Consider the following 16,551-nt stretch of genomic DNA (forward strand, 5'->3'; position numbering starts at 1 on the left):
TCCCGCTACATTTCCTGGATAGCGTCCCGCTCTTTCGCGGATACCTTGAAGCCGGAAATGCCTTTCTCGTAAAGCTCATTTGTCAAAACCCACTCCGGGTTTCGCTTGATGAACTCCCGGCAATACTGCCTCTGCATGGGGATATCGCCTTTCTCCACTTACCCGACGGTTGATACTCGGTACAAGCAATATACTCGTTTCTGATTCATTCAGCACACACCTTTCGCAATATTTTTGGAATGGTGTATGCCCCAGTATTCTGTTTTCAAGATTCAATAAGATATATGGGGTTATGGAGTTTGGTTTTATGCCAAACTCATGCACACAGCCGGAGAGTTTTCCTTTTTTGCAGGGTTGGAGCTGTGTGCTTTACACCATTATTGTATCATATATTACAAAATATTGCAAATTTCTTGTGCGTTCTGTTGTTTGTATTCACTATGGAAAAGGGTGCCCTTTACCCTATCCATCACTTCCGGTTTGGGAGTCTGCGTAAACTTCATGATGACTTTGCAGACGGCGGGTAGCAGCCGCTCCATAGTTTTATAGTTGACGCAGTCAACTATTTCTCCCCCCATGCTTGTGGCGGGGCGCCCTGTCCCGTGACGGACAGCCGGCGCAAGTATCATTATTTCCCTAATACGGCTCGTGGCCTGCCACCTTGCTGAATGTGGCGTGCCGTCTGGCTTAATCGCTCCACAAGGATATCATCGCGCGCCGGACTGCATAGCTCCCCGCACAGGGAATGTATCTGTTTTGCCTTATTCAGTTTTCAATGTTCACGGGGACAATAAAAATTCCCCGGCGGAGCCGGGGGATTTTTATTCCATCACAAAGGAGGTTGAAAATCAATGTGGAATTGCGCTTGGGAGTACCAGAACCAGGATATTATGAAGAAAAATTATGACAGGCAGCTCAGTGGTCAATATAAGCCTATGACCCCTATCCGCAAAATCATCTGTGAGGGCTGCGGGTGTGTTTTCTACACGCGCATCTGGTCCAAAAAATACTGCTATTACAAGAAATGCGGCAATATCGGTTATCGGAAGCAGTTAAGGCAGCGGCGTTTAGCGGAGTCTCCCCGCACCCAGGTTTGTAAGATGTGCGGGAATGTGTTCACGCCCAAAAGGTCGGACGCGCTCTACTGTAGCAATGCCTGCCGCCAGGGCGTTACGGATAAAACGAGAGGTCAAAATGACCACTTGCTCGAACCGTAACAAAGCGCGAGGCAATTTGTTACGATTAGGCGTAGCGGAATTTGTTTCCACTACGTTTATCCGTAACAAAAAGCATCACAAGAGTACAGTTGAGAGAGGACGGTCTGCGGGCCGTCTTTTGCTGTTTATACAGCGGAAAGGATTTGATGAATATTTTAAATCGCAATGCACCTATCATCATCGGCATCGACCACGGCTATGGCAACATCAAGACGGCCAACTGCTGCTTCAAAACCGGCGTGGCCTTCCTTTGATAAGGAACCGACCTTCAAGAGCAATTTACTGGTCCATAAGGGCCGCTATTATCTGATTGGGGAGGAACACAAGGAGTTCACCGCCGACAAAATGGCGGACAGCGACTACTACATCCTGTCCCTCGCCGCTATTGGGCGGGAACTGAACATCCGCAAGCAGACTTCAGCCCGTGTCCATCTGGCGGCGGGCCTGCCCCTCACCTGGGTCAGTGAGCAGAAGGACGCTTTCAAGAAGTATTTGCTTCAGCGGGACAGTGCAGACTTCACATTCCGAGGCGTGGACTATCACGTTGATTTCGTTGGCACGGATAATTTTCCCCCAGGGCTTTGCTGCTGTGTCTGACCACCTGCAGGACTTCCGGGGAGTAAATATGCTAGCCGACATCGGAAACGGCACAATGAACGTCATGTATATCAATGACCGCTGCCCCCAGGAGAAGAAGTGCTTCACCGAGAAGTATGGGACGCATCAATGTATGCTGGCGGTCCGGGAGAACCTGCTGAAGCTCTACGGCTCCGCCGCTGACGAGACGATCATCGACCAGGTACTCCGGCATGGGACGGCGTGTATCAGTGACCGCTACCTGTCCGCGATTCAGACGACCGCCAGGGACTATGTTGGGGGCATCTTCCGCCGCCTGCGGGAGCACGAGTATGACCCGGATCTGATGAAACTGTATGTAGTAGGCGGCGGAGGCTGTCTGATTAAGAATTTCGGGGAATTTGATGCTGGCCGAGTGGTTATCAACGAGGACATCTGCGCCACTGCCAAGGGGTATGAATATCTGGGTATAGCGAAGGAACGGGCCAGGAGCGGTAATGCTCCTGGCCCGCTACTTTATCTCGGGTTCAAGATTTTCAAACAGTGGATCATCGAAAAATTCGCGAACACTGATTTCAAGGCCGTCACAAATCTTTTGAATGGAAACAATCCCCGGGTTCTTGCTTTTGGTGTTCAACATACTGTAAATCGTGGAGGGCGCAATGCTGCATTGATTGGCAAGGGCATTGATTGCAATATTCCGTTCCAGGCAAAGGGCCTGGATACGACGTGCAACCGCTGTCTTGGCATTCATTGCGGCACCACTCCTTCTATAGTGATACCGTTATTGTAGCCAAATTTGCGATTTATCGTGTGGGATATACACCCACACCGCCCGGTTTTGATGGTACGTTCTACCCGCCTGGGATGGAGACTGTGCCTAAGCGGGCAGCTATCATCCGGGCCAACCGCTATATGGTGGAGCACAGCGAGTATCTGATTGCCTATGTGAAACATTCAGTCAGTAATGCGCGAGAGTTGGTGGAGTATGCTCAGAAATGGGAAAAACGCGGGATGATCCAAGTTGCAATTTTACCCCATCAGAAATAGAAAACTCGAAATCAGCGACAGCATTTCAAATGAATTGATATTTGAGTGCCAATGTGCTATAATTTTTTTATAGCCTCTTGTTGTGTGAAAATGACTGTTATAGAATAAGTGCTAACAGGAGAGGATTAAAAATGGACGAAACATTTCACGAATTTCAGATCCGCTATGAGGAAAAGTCGTTAAAAGCCGCAGAGCTTGCCAAAAAAGCGGCAGAAATGACCCATACGGTTTTCACTGCAAATCAGAAAAGCCAAAAGGCATTTACCGCAATCAATTCTCATGACAAAGCTGTTATGTGGAATACACTTCAAGAGTTTTGCGGGAATATTCCGGTTTTATCAATCATACTGCGCTTATCACAGGCTTGCGTATATATCCCGTTGACCGCGAATTCTACAATCAAATCACCGCTGAGGACATAGAAAAGCAACTAAGCATAGTTATCGGATATATTTACGCCCGTGAAGCGGCGAACAGCGCAGCAAAAGCCACTTTTAAGTCGTGCTTGAAAAGTCTCATGAAAAGGAGCGGCAAATTTATCGATGCGGACTTGGCTTTCCTGTAATGGGGAATAGGAGAAAAACTTATGCCCACACTTGAATGGATCGGAAAAGACAAGGTAGTCAACCACCACCTGGAGGTCCCCTACCGGGTTCTGGAGGAACAGTATACATATAACGCCGAACAGAGCGAAAACATGATTATCCGGGGGGACAATCTGGAGGCGCTCAAGGCCCTGCTGCCCCGGTATGAGGGAAGAGTCAAGTGCATCTATATTGATCCGCCCTACAACACGGGCAACGAGGGCTGGGTCTACAACGACAATGTGAACGATCCAAGAATCAAGAAGTGGCTGGGCGAGGTTGTGGGCCGGGAGGGCGAGGACCTGAGCCGCCACGACAAATGGCTGTGCATGATGTATCCACGGCTGGAACTATTGCAGCGGTTGTTGGCGGAGGATGGGGTTATTTTTATCAGCATAGGCGATGATGAAAATGCTAGCTTAAAAATGATTTGCAATGATATTTTTGGTGAGAAAAATTTTGTAGACACAATTATATGGCAAAAAATATATACCGTAAAAAATTCAGCGCAATATTTTTCAGGAATGCATGACTATATCATGGTTTTTGCAAAAAGCAAAGAGAATTTCAGAAGAAATCTGTTCCCTCGCACAGCGGAAATTGACAGTTCATATACAAATCCAGATAACGATCCGCGAGGAGTTTGGACAACAAACGCTATCCAAGCTAGGAATTATTATGCACAGGGTAGTTATGAAATCGTATCTCCAACTGGAAAAGTCTTTCTTCCCCCGGCAGGAACTTATTGGCGTGTATCACAAGAGCATTTTCGAGAACTTAATGCAGATAACCGTATTTGGTGGGGACTTGACGGAAAAAGTGTGCCTAGAATAAAGAAATTCCTTTCAGAAGCTAAGCAGGGAGTAGTGCCAACAACATTTTGGTCCTATAAAGACGCTGGTCAGAATGCAGATGCTAAGCAAGAAATACGGAAGATTTTCGCAGATGAACAAGAGATATTTACAACTCCAAAGCCCACTCGTTTAATCGAACGAATATTGCAAATTGCGTCTAACCCTGATTCCATCATCCTTGACTCTTTCGCTGGTCCCGGCACCACCGCCCATGCTGTCCTCAACATGAACAAAGCCGACGGCGGACACTGCAGATTCATTCTGGTAGAAATGATGGACTACGCCGAGAGCATCACCGCCGAACGGGTCAAACGGGTCATTGACGGCTACGGCGAAGGCAAGAACGCCGTGGAGGGTACAGGCGGCGATTTTACCTTCTACGACCTCGGCCCCGTTTTGCTCCTGCCCAACGGCAACCTGAATGAGGACGTAGGCGCGGCAAAAATCCGGGAGTATGTCTATTTCATGGAGACGAAGGCCCCCATTGAACCGGATAAAGAGGACGAGCCCTATTATATGGGCGTCCACCTGGACAGCGCCTATTATTTCTATTATGAGCGTGACAGCCTCACCACCCTGAGCCGCGACTTCTTGGGGAGTATCACAACCAAGGCAGGCCGGTACACCATTTACGCCGACCAATGCACCCTGAGCCAGGCGGAGCTGGAGCGGTGGCACATCACCTTCAAAAAAATCCCACGGGACATCTCAAAATTGTAAGGAGGCGGCGTTATGGAGTTGAAAACCTATCAGAAGCAGGTTATGGACGATCTGTCCTCCTACTTGGGCCATCTGAACCGGGACCGGGAGCTGTTTGCCGCCTGGAAGGGTTACTGGATGGATAAGGATATCCCCGTAGGGCTGGGCGGCGTCCCGGCCTACAGGTCCGCCATTCCCGGCGTTCCCCACGTCTGCACAAAGGTCCCCACTGGCGGCGGGAAAACCTTTATGGCCTGCGCCGCTCTCAAGCGCATTTTTGACACCATGCCTCTGGACAAGCCCCAGGTGGTGGTGTGGCTCGTGCCGTCGGATTCCATTCTGACGCAGACCATTCGGAACCTGTCCAACCCGGACCACGAATACCGCCTGCGGCTCAATTCGGACTTTGCCGGACGGGTGGGCGTGTATACGAAGGAAATGCTCCTGAGCGGCCAGCAGTTTTCCCCCGATACCGTCCGGGAGATGCTGACGGTCTGTGTGTTGAGTTACGCCTCCCTGCGCATTGACAGCAAGAAAAAGGACGTGCGCAAGGTCTACCAGGAGAACGGAAACCTGCTGAAATTCGCCCAGTATTTCAAGGATGATTCCGTACTGCTGGCCGATACGCCGGACACAGCGTTGATCCAGGTGCTGAGACAGTTGTCCCCTGTGACAGTGGTGGACGAGAGCCATAACGCCGGGTCTGATTTGAGCGTGGAGATGCTGAACAACTTGAATCCGTCCTTTGTGCTGGATTTGACCGCCACCCCCAGGAAGAACAGCAATATCCTCTCCTATGTGGACGAGCTGGGGAAAACGGACCTCATGAGCCGGGATTGTCCGATTCGGTATATTATCACGGTCAACGCCCTCAAGGAAGGATGGGACTGCCCCTTTGCGTACATTCTGGCGTCATTGGCGAATAAGACCTCCAAGGTGGATGTGGAGCAGATTCTGGGCCGTATCCTCCGCCAGCCCTATGCAAAGCGGCACAAATCTCCGCTGTTGAATATGTCCTATGTGTTTACCTGCTCCAACGATTTCAGAAATACTCTGGACAGCATCGTGAGCGGTTTGAATATGGCTGGATTCAGCCGGAAGGACTTCCGGGTGGGCGAAGCCCCCGATCCCGCTCCCGCACCTAAGCCGGATGAAGTGGAACAGATGGAACTCGGCGGCAACGCTCCCGCCGCAGAAACAGATTCGTTTGACGATGTTGACACGGAGGCAGTAAAAGGAGCCCTGGAGGGCGGAACCGAGCAGCCTGATTCTCCCCTTGGAGAGATGCTCCAGGACGCGCAGCGTCAGGCGGACAGCTACGATGCGGAGATGAAGGAGAGCGGCAGCGCAGGCTTTTGGGGAGGAGAGCTGGGAGAGATGTTGAACCAGAACGCCATGCAGCCTCAGTTTGTGGAGGAAGCGTCCGCTTTGCGTATTCCGCAGTTTTTCCTTAAAGGTACACCTGATTTGTTCGGTGGGGAATATGATCTGCTGGAAGCGGAAAATCTGTCGGAGGGCTTTTCTCTCAGCGGCCAGGACGCGCAGATCAGCTTTGAGTTGGCCACCAGCGAGATGTATCGGGTGGATCTCCAGGAGAAGGGCGAGGCGATCCCCAAGTATATGCGGGTCTCCAAGGAGGAGAGCGAGTACATCCGGGAACGCTTGGCAAAACTGCCGCCGGAAAAGAAGGTGCAAAAATGTGTTGATCTGATTTGCGGAAACCTCAATCGGAATGACCGCTATGCCGCTCAGGAGATCAGCGCATATGTCCATCGCGTGGTGGAGAACATGACGGAGGACGAGCTGGCGGCAATGGAGACGGCGATTCCCACCTATGCGCGAAAAATCCAGCACAAGATTGACGGGCTGGAGCGGGCCTACCGGACGGCTCAATTCAAGAAGTGGCTGGACAGTGGAAAGGTGGTGTGCAGGGAGTCCTATGCCCTGCCGCAGGTCATTACCCCGCTGAGACGATTGATACGATCCCGTATTCCCTATACGATGCCGAGAAGGACGATATGAACCAGGAGGAGCGGAGCCTGATCGACATTGTGGTAGGGCTGGGTAATATCAGGTGGTGGCATAGGATCATTGAACGCAAGGGTTTCCGGCTCAATGGGAACATCAACCATTATCCTGATTTTATGGTCATGACAAAGGCCGGGAAACTGGTGCTGATTGAGTTTAAGGGCGGTGACCGGGACAACAGTGACAGTAAGATGAAGCTGGAACTGGGCCGTCAGTGGCAAGCCCAGGCTGGACAGAGCTATCGTTATTTTATGGTATTTAAGAATAAAGATTTTGGTATTGATGGGGTATATAACTTGAGCAGTTTGTAGAAATTATGAGAGAGCTATAGTATAAAGTGACATATGTAAATATACCTGAGTCGGATTGCACTTAATGTTTCGCCGAATGGTGAAAAAGGAGATCAAATATTGTGGAAATAGAGAAGTACACCCCTAATTCGTTGAGTGTCAGCGCAATTTTAGGCTTGATTGCATCGGGGGGCATTGCGGTTCCTGAAATTCAGCGGCCCTTTGTGTGGAAGCGTACACAGGTACGAGACCTTCTGGATTCTTTGTATAAAGGCTATCCTACCGGCTATCTGATTATCTGGAAAAATCCAAATGTTCGGCTGAAAGACGGAAGTGTTTCTGCTGGGAAGAAAATCTTAATTGACGGACAACAGCGCGTCACCGCCTTAATGACTGCTGTCGCTGGAATACCGGTTATCAATAGCAGCTATAAAGAGGATCGTGTCAGAATCGCATTTGACCCGTTTCAAGCATTTTCTGATGATCCGGAAGCAGATATTTTTGCTGTACAGGACTCCAGCCATCTCAAGAGCAAGCGATGGATACCGGACATTGCAGATGTTTTTAAAAACGACTTTTCGGTATTTTCTTTTATCACCCAATATTGCGCTGATAACCCAGAAATGAAGCCTGAGAATTTGGACAAAATCATAACTAAACTTCGCGCTATCGGGAATCGATCCATTGGCGTAATTGAACTTTCGGAGCACTTGGATATTGATGTTGTCACAGACATATTTATTCGCATCAACTCCAAAGGTACCGCTTTAAGCCAAGGTGACTTTGTTATGTCTAAGATTGCCTCGGATGAGATGTACGGCGGCAACACTTTGCGTAAGGCCATAGATTACTTTGCACACCTGGCGGTAGAACCCTCTTTTGCAAGGTTTATCACTCGTGAGGACACTACATTTGTTGCTACTGAGTATTGGTCGAAGATTTCGTGGCTAAAGGATGAACGGGACGATGTTTATGACCCGGACTATGATGATGTTCTTCGAGTGGCATTTATGCATAAGTTTCCGCGCGCTAAATTGTCTGATCTCGTAAGCCTATTATCTGGCCGGGATTTTGACACAAAAGAGTATCGGGAAGAGATTACTGCTGACACCTATGCAAAACTAAAAGCAGGTGTGCTAAACGTATTCAGCGAGTATAATTTCAAGCAGTTTATGGCTGCTCTCCGAGGTGCAGGATTTGTTTCCAGCAAGGTAGTTAGTTCACAAATGGCTTTAGACTTTGCGTATACGCTCTATCTCATACTTACTAGAACTAGTGAAGTGTCTCCGGGCGAAGTGAAGAGGCTGGTACAGAAATGGTATGTATTATCTGTGCTAACGGGGCGATATAGCGCCTCTCCTGAGTCGGCTTTTGCTAGAGATATTCGTCTTATCAATGAAAACGGTGTAATCTCAACTTTGAAAGACATTGAAGCGGCAACATTGTCCGATACATTTTGGCAAGTGGCGATTCCACAGAATCTCTGTAATACGTCTACGAACAATCCTTCCTATCTTGTTTACTTGGCAGCGCAGGTTGCGATGAATGACATTTCTTTATTGTCCAATAATCTCCAGGTTCGTGATCTCCTTTTAACTGTCTCAGATGTCCACCATGTATTTCCAAAAGATTATCTTAAATCGCTGGGGTATGAAAGAGGAAAATATAATCAAGTAGCAAATTATGCTTTTTTAGACGCACAAGTTAATAAATCTATTGGGAAGAAGGCCCCAACAGTGTATTTTCGAGAGGCATTGGCCCAGTGCGATACTGGGATAATCACTTGTGGTTCCATCACGAATCGAGATGTATTGATGAAAAATTTACAAATGAACTGTATTCCTTTGGAGGTTTTTGATATGGATGAGAGCCGATATGGCGAGTTTTTAGAAAAGCGGCGGCAACTTATGGCTCAAAAAATCAGGAACCACTATGAATCATTATAGCCCAAGAAATGTATGTCTTTACAATTCAACAACATCGAATCAAATTTCTCTCTCAATGCATCTCTTGAGATATTGAGTTCTTTCATATTATTTTGGGGTGAGAACACCCTTGACAAATCGCTTCTCATCATTTCCTTCAATTACAGACTACCGTGTCTGGGATTTTTGCCTCTACGAGTGCCTTGCAAAAAATGAACCACCATCTACCCAAAGAAGTTATACCTGTGGGAAGTTCTACCTTTGTTAGATCTCTGCACAGGGAAAATGCCGCTGCTCCAATAGATGTGATGCCGGTCTCAACAAACACAGTCTTTATGTTACTAAGCTGCTTTCCCCATGGAGATGAGTTTATCGGGTTTTCTGGCAAAGTATCTGTGCCAAGCTGTTCTGGATAGATAGTATAATCCTCCATCGCGCCAGTTCCCGCAATCGTCAGCACTCCTTCACCATCCAGCGTCCATCCCATCTGCTTGCCGCATTTGCCGAAGTCAATAATCTCTGCATCACTTCCTGCAGTTTTGAGATTCGCCTGACTTCCCTCTGCAAGCACACCAGACAGATACGCCTCCCACCGGGCGCGCGATCCTGCATAGGATACCTCTTTCAGCCCAGCTCATCCAGAGAACGCCCCGGCTCCCGCGCTGGTCACAGTTTCGGGGATAGAAACTTCGGTGAGCTGAGGACAATTTGCAAAAGCATTGCTTCCAAGACGCTCAAGCTTCGCTTCAATCCTGGCGATTTTCACGGCGAAGTTAGCGGGCAGGCTGCCCCAGGGAGCGGGGGATTCGGTGGCATAATCCGGCATTGCCTTCCCGCTTCCAGAGATCAAAGGCGTTCCCGTGCTGTCAGCCGTCCAGTTAAATCTTCGCCGCAGGCACCGGAATATCCCGTCTCTTCTTCCTGGACAGTTCCAGCCGTCCGGAGAGAAGGTGAATGGGATCGTGACCTCGCAGTCTATCGTTACATTGCCCTCCCCTTTAGAGGCCGTATAGCAAAATTTACACCTATTTTCTTTGCCCTCCTGGGATATGTATGAATAAGTATCATACTTTTCATTTAGGACAGCTTCCGCCTCTTCTTCCGTGGCCAATGCCTGAGCCGTGTATTCCTCCCCGGATTTTTCCAAATTCGTTAAAACCCAAGCACCCTCCTCCACAGAGTAAGTCAAGGCGTATTGGGCAGAATAGGAAAAATCCTGGTTCGATGCTTTAATAGAAACCGTCATACTTTCGGTTTTAGCTTCCTCATCTACCATACGGTCTGCAAAGCTGTTTTCATCAATGGATAGGCCGTAATCGGAGAACGGTGTCCCGCTGAGACACTATTTTCTTTGCTTGGTCTGCCTGCCTGCCGTTTCATAGCGTCCAGCTTCATTTTATAAGCAAAGGCTTTCTCTGAGGGCAAAACGCGTTCCCGTTGGAGGTTGCTGTCCACCATAATAATGATGGCTTCATCATCGGTCAGCTCCCGGACGATGCAGGGCACCGTGGGCAATTCCGCCAGCTCCGACGCAAACTTGCGGCGGTGGCCGGACACCATCTGATAACTGCCGTCCGGCATAGGCCGCACCAGGACGGGGAAAGAACGCCCCGCTCCTTGACGCTCTCCACCATCTGCTCCATTTCCTCGTCCATCCGCACCTTAAACGGGTGGTCGGGAAAATCGCTGATCTCGGTGGTGGGCAGGTCGATCACATAGCTGCGCTGGGCGTTGTCCCGTTCCTCCTGGGTGGTGGACATACTATCTACTGAGGTCAGAAGTCCGGCTGCGCTCTTTGCTGCCAATGTCCAGCACCTCCTTTGTCAGTCTGCGGTAGGCGTCCGCCGCCAGATAGGCCGCCTGGACGGGGACAAGCACATAATCCGACGCGGACAGGGCGTTGATGACCAGCATACCCAGCGAGGGGCGGCAATCCAGCAGAACATAGTCGTAATCCCGCTTCACGCTGTCCACATACTGCTTTAAGACGGTTTCCCGGCTCATCCCGTTCACCAGCCCTACCTCCACGGCGGACAGGCTGCGGTTTCCCGGAACAAACTCAAAGCCCTCATGGTGCTGCATGATCTCCGGGTGGTCGCAGGGCATTGTCCCGGCCACAACGTCGTTCATGGCATTGGCAAGGGTCAGGGGCAGGTCGTGGGGCTTGCGCTGGTCCAGCATCTTGGTCAGGTCGCCTTGGGGGGCTACATCCAGCATCAGGACTTTTTTACCTTCCAGCGCAAGACCGGCCCCCAGGTTGTAGACAGTCGTGCTTTTGCCAACACCGCTCTTTTGATTTGCTACGCTTATCACTTTCGGTTTCGCCATTTTGGGGTTCCCTCCTTTCATAGATTTAGCCGCCTGCGACGAAACAGACGGCTATGTACAGGCATAGAAAAAGCCGCCTTTTCCATGCAGAAAAGACGGTCTATCCAGTCGGGCGATATGTGATTTTAAGGGGCAATTCAAAGGGCGGCGCTATACCGTATGTCCGCATTTCCCGGTGTTTCGTCGTATCAAAGCTCATCCCCTGGTAGTAAATTCGTAGTAATTGGGGTGGTCTGCTGTCAGGAAATGCGGCGTAATGCGCTGTTTCACAAGGTTTTGCCGGTTCTCGCAAAATATTTGATTATAAATATAGCTTTTATAGTTTCTGGAATTTGTCAAGGGCATGATCGATACTGCCATTGATAATAATAAAATAGTCGTTCAGCTGTACATGGCGTTCATCGGGCATTCCTTCCTCCACCCATTCCAGAAAGAAACCGGCGCAGCCCCGGGCGTAGACTTTGGCAATGAACGCCTTTTTCTCGTCCGGCACCTTGCCAGCCTGGGGGTAGGCGTCCAAACGCTCCCGCACCATTTGGGACACCCACTTGATCACCACCCGCTCGTACTGCATTCGGTTGGTAGCGTCATACCCATGCAGAATCGTCGTGCGGTGCAGGTAAAAGAAGTGGAACAGCAGCCGGATCTGTTCCTGCCAATCCGTCCCGGCGGACAGGTTCAGGACGGCGTATTTCTCGGTTCTTTTGGCCAGCGTCCACTCCATCAGGTCATAGATATCCCGAAAATGATAGTAAAAGGTCTGACGGTTCACACCGCACTCCGCCACAATATCCTTGACGGTTATCTTGTCAATGCTCCGCTTTTCCAGCAGGCCCTCAAACGCCTGGGCAATGGCCTCTTTCGTGGTCTGACGCATCACGCACCCCCGTCCTTTTCTGTTTTGGGTATATTATAAAGAAATTTTAGGAATTTTGCAAGGGTGTTTCTGGTGTGGAAACAATACAGTAAACCTCAGGTTGATTTTTCACGCCCAACTTCAACTATCTAAGTATTGTGAAAAGATTCCGATTCTCCTATAATATTCTGGAAGGGTAAACCAGCCCTATTCCAACGGCATGATAAGGAGGATAAAAGATGCTTGACAACATAAAGACAGGCCAGAAAATTGCAGTTTTAAGGAAGAGCAGGGGGCTAACTCAGGAAGAGCTTGCCTATAGGCTGAATGTCAGCCCCCAGGCGGTGAGCAAGTGGGAGAACGGCCGCGCCATGCCGGAACTGTCTCTGCTGGTGGAATTGGCGGAGATCCTCCACAGCACCATCGACGCCATTCTTTTCCCGGACAACGTCTCTCCCGCGGCAAACGCGAACTTTGAGCATATCCTGCTACCATACGCCCCCATCGCGGACTTTTCCGGCAGGACATGGCCCCGGAGCATGGCGTATCCGGCTATGCTCCAAGCGGTCAAGCTGTTTATGGGTCTCGAGGAGCATAGGGACCCGATGGGGCGGCAGCTGAACGGCGACACGGAATATGTCCTCCAGTCCGCGGTTACTTCCATCTGCTTTGGGTACTCCTGGGGCGCGGATGACGCGCTGGAAACCGGCCTTTCCGTATATGGCCTGACGGGCAAGCTCTGCCGGGGGACGGAGTGCCTGGAGGAGGACTTCATCCGTATGGCAGTTGAGAATATCCTGAGCGGATACCCTGTGATCATCCTTCCTCGAGAATACTCGGATATGATACTGGCGACAGGTTTCTCTCATCAGGGAAGGGTGCTGAAAGGACTTCCATTCCTGGATGGGGATGACGAGAAAAATTCCGTCATGTCTTTCCAGCAGCTAAAAAGTGTTCCGGGATGGTACGCGAAAACACCGGATATGCTGCTGATTAAGCCGGGCCCAAAGCCAGACACCCTCCCAGAAAAGTGTAGGGAAGCGCTGAAAAAAGGGCTTGCGCTCCTGCAAAATGAACGCAGCGTATCTGACGAGCCGCTGGCCGGATACGGATCGGTCATATACGACAACTGGTGCCAGGAGCTTGAAAAAGAGGGCAATCAGGATAGAGTAGATATGGCATGCCTGTCCCCACATATTTTCATCCATTATGAGGGGAAACTCTGTATCAAACAATTTTTGGAGCTTTGTATGCGGCTGATAGAGGGTTTGGACTACCGGCCTATCACAACGGCAATCTCTAAGTATGAGGAGATCGTCAGTATGTGTGAAAAGTTCTTGGGCAGCCTGAAGCCCCCCGAAACTGCCGGAGAGGCCAACGAAAAACGAAAAATACTGATTGCCATCCTGCAAAGGAGCAAGGAGCTGGAAATGGACGCTCTCAAGGAGATTTCATCTGTCATCCTGTAAAGATATTCTTGGGAAAAAGCTTGACTCTTCCGTTGGGGAAGCGTGTATAATAGTGAACGCGGTACAAGGAAACCTTTCGATTCCCTTGTACCAGGCGGCAAAAAGCCGCCCGGCGTGAAAACTGATCACTAGGTGTCACGCGCGTTTACGATCACACGTAAAACCACAGAATGGGTGTTTTGTATGATAGATTTAATCAAAATATATAGATTGTCCCGAGAAAATGGCCGAGCTAAAAGCAGATTTAGAAAAAATCTTGAGGCAATAAATGGGTAATCTTGATTCATCATAATACATTTGCAGTTTTCGAACTGGAAGAAAAAGGAGATATGAAAATGCTGGATCAAAAAGGGTTTGATTTGTGGGCGGATGGTTATGATAAAGCCGTGGGTCTTTCGGACGAGGAGCAGAGCTATCCTTTCGCGGGCTATAAGGAGATTTTGTCTAGAATCTACCAGCTCGTGGTGGCGAAAGAGGGCGCCAAGATTCTTGACTTAGGCTTTGGAACAGGCACGCTGACAAAAAAGCTGTATGAGCAGGGCTGCGAGGTATGGGGGCAGGACTTTTCGGGCAGGATGATCGAACTGGCAAGTGCTAAAATGCCGGGCGCCCATCTGTTCCAGGGAGACTTCTCCCAGAGGCTGGCAGAGCCCCTTCGGCAGAATTCCTATGATTTCATCGTTGCGACGTACTCGTTGCACCATTTGACGGATGACAATAAAATCAGCCTGATTCATCTTTTGAGGAAACTGTTAAAGGACAGAGGCGCTATCCTGATTGGCGATGTGGCCTTTGCCACCAGGCAGGACCTGGAACGGTGTCGCGAACAAGAGGGCGATGGCTGGGATGGCGGCGAGATCTACTTCGTATTCGACGAGATACGGAAAGAATTCCCCACGATGGAATTTGAGAAGTTCTCTCATTGTGCTGGTCTGCTATCTTTGTCAAGGTGAATGGGGAAGTTTTTGGCGGACATGTTCAAAAAGCGTTCATAAAAAACACACAGATCTTTTATATAGTCTTGATATGTTTTTCATAAATCCGCTGTATACTTAGTACATCAAAACCAAGGAGGTGAGCGACAGACAGAGAGACGATAAAAGCCTAACATATTCGGTCTAATATCATCGTATACTTATTTTATGCACGTTTACTGTCCCTTCTACCGGGTGAACCCGGCAATAGCCGCTGCGGAACTAGGAAACATATTTTGGAACTGGCAGGACCAGTTTTGAACTGTGTTAACTGTATCAGCCGCTATACCCGGTAGTTGCGGCAGACCAACAATTCTCGCTCCTGCGTCATGTACGCAGGGGCGTTTTTAGATTGATTGGATTTTGGGGAAATTGGGCGTGGTGTGTAGAAACGAATTATATTTCCATCATAAATGCTTTTTCCGGTGGCAAATTAAAAACGGGGCTCAAAGCGGCAGCCGTTTTGAATCTGCTCCGGGAAAGGGTGAGAACAATCCAAAAGTGGAAATTTAGCAAAAAATCTATTTGCAAGGCTATGCGCACGTTCACGCTCAGCGTGGGAATTACGGCGCTATGTATGCTGGCCACTCTGGGGCTGCTGGGCCTAGAAGGCGCTCCTGGCACCCCGGCTGCGGCGCAGGCGCCCGCGGCGGAAGAGGCCTCTGCCTTTAACGCCTCAAAAGCTCCCATAGAAAAAGAGGAATATCCCACAAGCGAAAACCAAGTGATCCCTTTGGGAGAGGCGTTTGGGATCAAACTGTTCACAGATGGGGTTATTGTTGCCTCCCTGTCAGATATTTATACAGCAGACGGTGTGTGCTGCCCGGCGGGAGAGGCGGGCCTGCGCCCGGGAGACTACCTTTTGGCGGCGGATGGGATGGAAATTCAGAGCAATGCCGCCCTAGCCCAATATATTGGCAGAAGCCAAGGAGAGGGGATCACCTTTAAAGTCCGGCGGGATAAAGAGGTGTTTGAGGCAGTTGTAAAGCCCATGTATGGCGAGGGATCCTTTAAAACGGGCATGTGGGTCCGGGACAGTGCGGCTGGAGTGGGCACGCTGACCTTCTATGACCCTGTGGCCGGCACCTTTGCCGGGCTGGGCCACGGCATTTGCGACGCGGACGCCGGAAACGTGATGACCCTGAAAAGCGGCGAACCGGCGGGCATCACCTTGTGTGGGATTGTCAGGGGAATGCCGGACGAACCGGGACAGCTTAGGGGATATTTTTCTTCAGACGAGCCTCTGGGAAGGCTGCTGGCCAACAATGAAACCGGCGTGTATGGGACGCTGAATGAAGCGCCGGAAGGCCGGCCGGTAGAAGTATTAAGCCGGGAGGATGTGCATACCGGGCCGGTAAAACTGCTTGCCAGTATCAACGAAAATGGGCCAGCGCTGTATGATGGAGAGATCCAGAAGATTAACGGCACGGACCAGCCCACGAAAAATCTGATTGTCAAGGTGACGGATCCCCGGCTTCTGGACGCCACGGGGGGAATTGTCCAGGGAATGTCCGGGGCACCCATTTTGCAGGACGGCAAGCTGGCGGGTGCGGTGACCCATGTGTTCACCGAGGACCCCACTGGCGGCTATGGGATTTTCGCAGAGACCATGCTGGAGCGGTGCCGGGAGTTGGGCCAAAAGGATGAGGCAAATCCAGGAGAGCAGGACGTGGCATAATACAAAGCGAAAAGGCACAGGGA

16 protein-coding genes and 1 pseudogene are annotated in these 16,551 nt (G+C 50.1%); 11 read left to right on the top strand and 6 right to left on the bottom strand.

The genetic code is table 11. The features are described from left to right. Nucleotides 1–5: 5 nt before the first annotated feature. Nucleotides 6–137, bottom strand: a complete 132-nt coding sequence (locus D7X94_RS19460; protein ID WP_279221754.1) for a hypothetical protein — start codon at nucleotides 135–137, stop codon at nucleotides 6–8. A gap of 714 nt (nucleotides 138–851) precedes the next feature. Between D7X94_RS19460 and D7X94_RS04890 the strand changes: the two genes are divergently transcribed. The 8 genes from D7X94_RS04890 to D7X94_RS04925 all read left to right on the top strand — a co-directional run bounded on the left by D7X94_RS04890 (nucleotide 852) and on the right by D7X94_RS04925 (nucleotide 9,244). Beyond that, nucleotides 852–1,217: a hypothetical protein gene (locus D7X94_RS04890; protein WP_120426618.1), complete on the top strand. Its 366-nt coding sequence runs from the start codon at nucleotides 852–854 to the stop codon at nucleotides 1,215–1,217. Nucleotides 1,218–1,526: 309 nt separating this feature from the next. Further along, the gene (locus D7X94_RS19790) at nucleotides 1,527–1,814 is read left to right on the top strand and encodes a hypothetical protein (protein ID WP_442857882.1); all 288 of its coding nucleotides are present in this window, start codon (nucleotides 1,527–1,529) and stop codon (nucleotides 1,812–1,814) included. A 28-nt stretch (nucleotides 1,815–1,842) separates the two neighbouring features. Beyond that, nucleotides 1,843–2,586, top strand: a complete 744-nt coding sequence (locus D7X94_RS19795) for a hypothetical protein (protein WP_442857880.1) — start codon at nucleotides 1,843–1,845, stop codon at nucleotides 2,584–2,586. A gap of 388 nt (nucleotides 2,587–2,974) precedes the next feature. Further along, nucleotides 2,975–3,265 carry a hypothetical protein gene (locus D7X94_RS04910; protein WP_120426619.1) on the top strand — a complete coding sequence of 97 codons (291 nt, stop codon included), beginning with the start codon at nucleotides 2,975–2,977 and terminating at the stop codon, nucleotides 3,263–3,265. A gap of 164 nt (nucleotides 3,266–3,429) precedes the next feature. Beyond that, entirely contained in the window at nucleotides 3,430–5,001 is a 1,572-nt protein-coding gene (locus D7X94_RS04915) for a site-specific DNA-methyltransferase (RefSeq protein WP_120426620.1), read from the top strand. Between the two features lie 12 nt (nucleotides 5,002–5,013). Further along, nucleotides 5,014–7,002 carry a DEAD/DEAH box helicase gene (locus D7X94_RS04920; protein WP_199715013.1) on the top strand — a complete coding sequence of 663 codons (1,989 nt, stop codon included), beginning with the start codon at nucleotides 5,014–5,016 and terminating at the stop codon, nucleotides 7,000–7,002. Continuing rightward, nucleotides 6,999–7,319, top strand: coding sequence for a hypothetical protein (locus D7X94_RS18725; protein ID WP_199715015.1), 321 nt, complete (start codon nucleotides 6,999–7,001; stop codon nucleotides 7,317–7,319). Before D7X94_RS04920 ends, D7X94_RS18725 begins: the two co-directional genes overlap by 4 nt. Nucleotides 7,320–7,420: 101 nt before the next feature. Beyond that, entirely contained in the window at nucleotides 7,421–9,244 is a 1,824-nt protein-coding gene (locus D7X94_RS04925) for a GmrSD restriction endonuclease domain-containing protein (protein ID WP_120426621.1), read from the top strand. Between the two features lie 136 nt (nucleotides 9,245–9,380). Here the strand turns inward: D7X94_RS04925 and D7X94_RS04930 are convergent, their stop codons facing one another. From D7X94_RS04930 to D7X94_RS04950, 5 genes and pseudogenes are all read right to left on the bottom strand, one after another. After that, nucleotides 9,381–9,794: a leucine-rich repeat protein gene (locus tag D7X94_RS04930; RefSeq protein WP_120426622.1), complete on the bottom strand. Its 414-nt coding sequence runs from the start codon at nucleotides 9,792–9,794 to the stop codon at nucleotides 9,381–9,383. A 63-nt stretch (nucleotides 9,795–9,857) separates the two neighbouring features. After that, the gene (locus D7X94_RS19000; protein WP_243111181.1) at nucleotides 9,858–10,469 is read right to left on the bottom strand and encodes a leucine-rich repeat protein; all 612 of its coding nucleotides are present in this window, start codon (nucleotides 10,467–10,469) and stop codon (nucleotides 9,858–9,860) included. Nucleotides 10,470–10,561: 92 nt separating this feature from the next. Next, nucleotides 10,562–10,983 (bottom strand): annotated as a pseudogene (locus D7X94_RS04940) (ParB/RepB/Spo0J family partition protein); the annotation flags it as partial. 1 nt (nucleotide 10,984) lies between these two features. Beyond that, nucleotides 10,985–11,551 carry a ParA family protein gene (locus D7X94_RS04945; RefSeq protein WP_120426623.1) on the bottom strand — a complete coding sequence of 189 codons (567 nt, stop codon included), beginning with the start codon at nucleotides 11,549–11,551 and terminating at the stop codon, nucleotides 10,985–10,987. A gap of 316 nt (nucleotides 11,552–11,867) precedes the next feature. Further along, entirely contained in the window at nucleotides 11,868–12,428 is a 561-nt protein-coding gene (locus D7X94_RS04950) for a TetR/AcrR family transcriptional regulator C-terminal domain-containing protein (RefSeq protein WP_120426624.1), read from the bottom strand. Between the two features lie 218 nt (nucleotides 12,429–12,646). Between D7X94_RS04950 and D7X94_RS04955 the strand changes: the two genes are divergently transcribed. The 3 genes from D7X94_RS04955 (at nucleotide 12,647) to spoIVB (ending at nucleotide 16,528) form a co-directional block, all read left to right on the top strand. Then, nucleotides 12,647–13,876: a helix-turn-helix transcriptional regulator gene (locus tag D7X94_RS04955; RefSeq protein ID WP_120426625.1), complete on the top strand. Its 1,230-nt coding sequence runs from the start codon at nucleotides 12,647–12,649 to the stop codon at nucleotides 13,874–13,876. 335 nt (nucleotides 13,877–14,211) lie between these two features. Next, nucleotides 14,212–14,829: a class I SAM-dependent methyltransferase gene (locus D7X94_RS04960; RefSeq protein ID WP_120426626.1), complete on the top strand. Its 618-nt coding sequence runs from the start codon at nucleotides 14,212–14,214 to the stop codon at nucleotides 14,827–14,829. 556 nt (nucleotides 14,830–15,385) lie between these two features. Then, nucleotides 15,386–16,528 (top strand): SpoIVB peptidase, encoded by a 1,143-nt coding sequence (gene spoIVB, locus D7X94_RS04965; RefSeq protein ID WP_147401663.1) that lies wholly within the window; start codon nucleotides 15,386–15,388, stop codon nucleotides 16,526–16,528. Nucleotides 16,529–16,551 lie beyond the last annotated feature (23 nt).

The sequence above is a fragment of the Acutalibacter sp. 1XD8-33 genome (assembly GCF_003612555.1).
Taxonomy (GTDB): Bacteria; Bacillota; Clostridia; order Oscillospirales; family Acutalibacteraceae; genus Acutalibacter.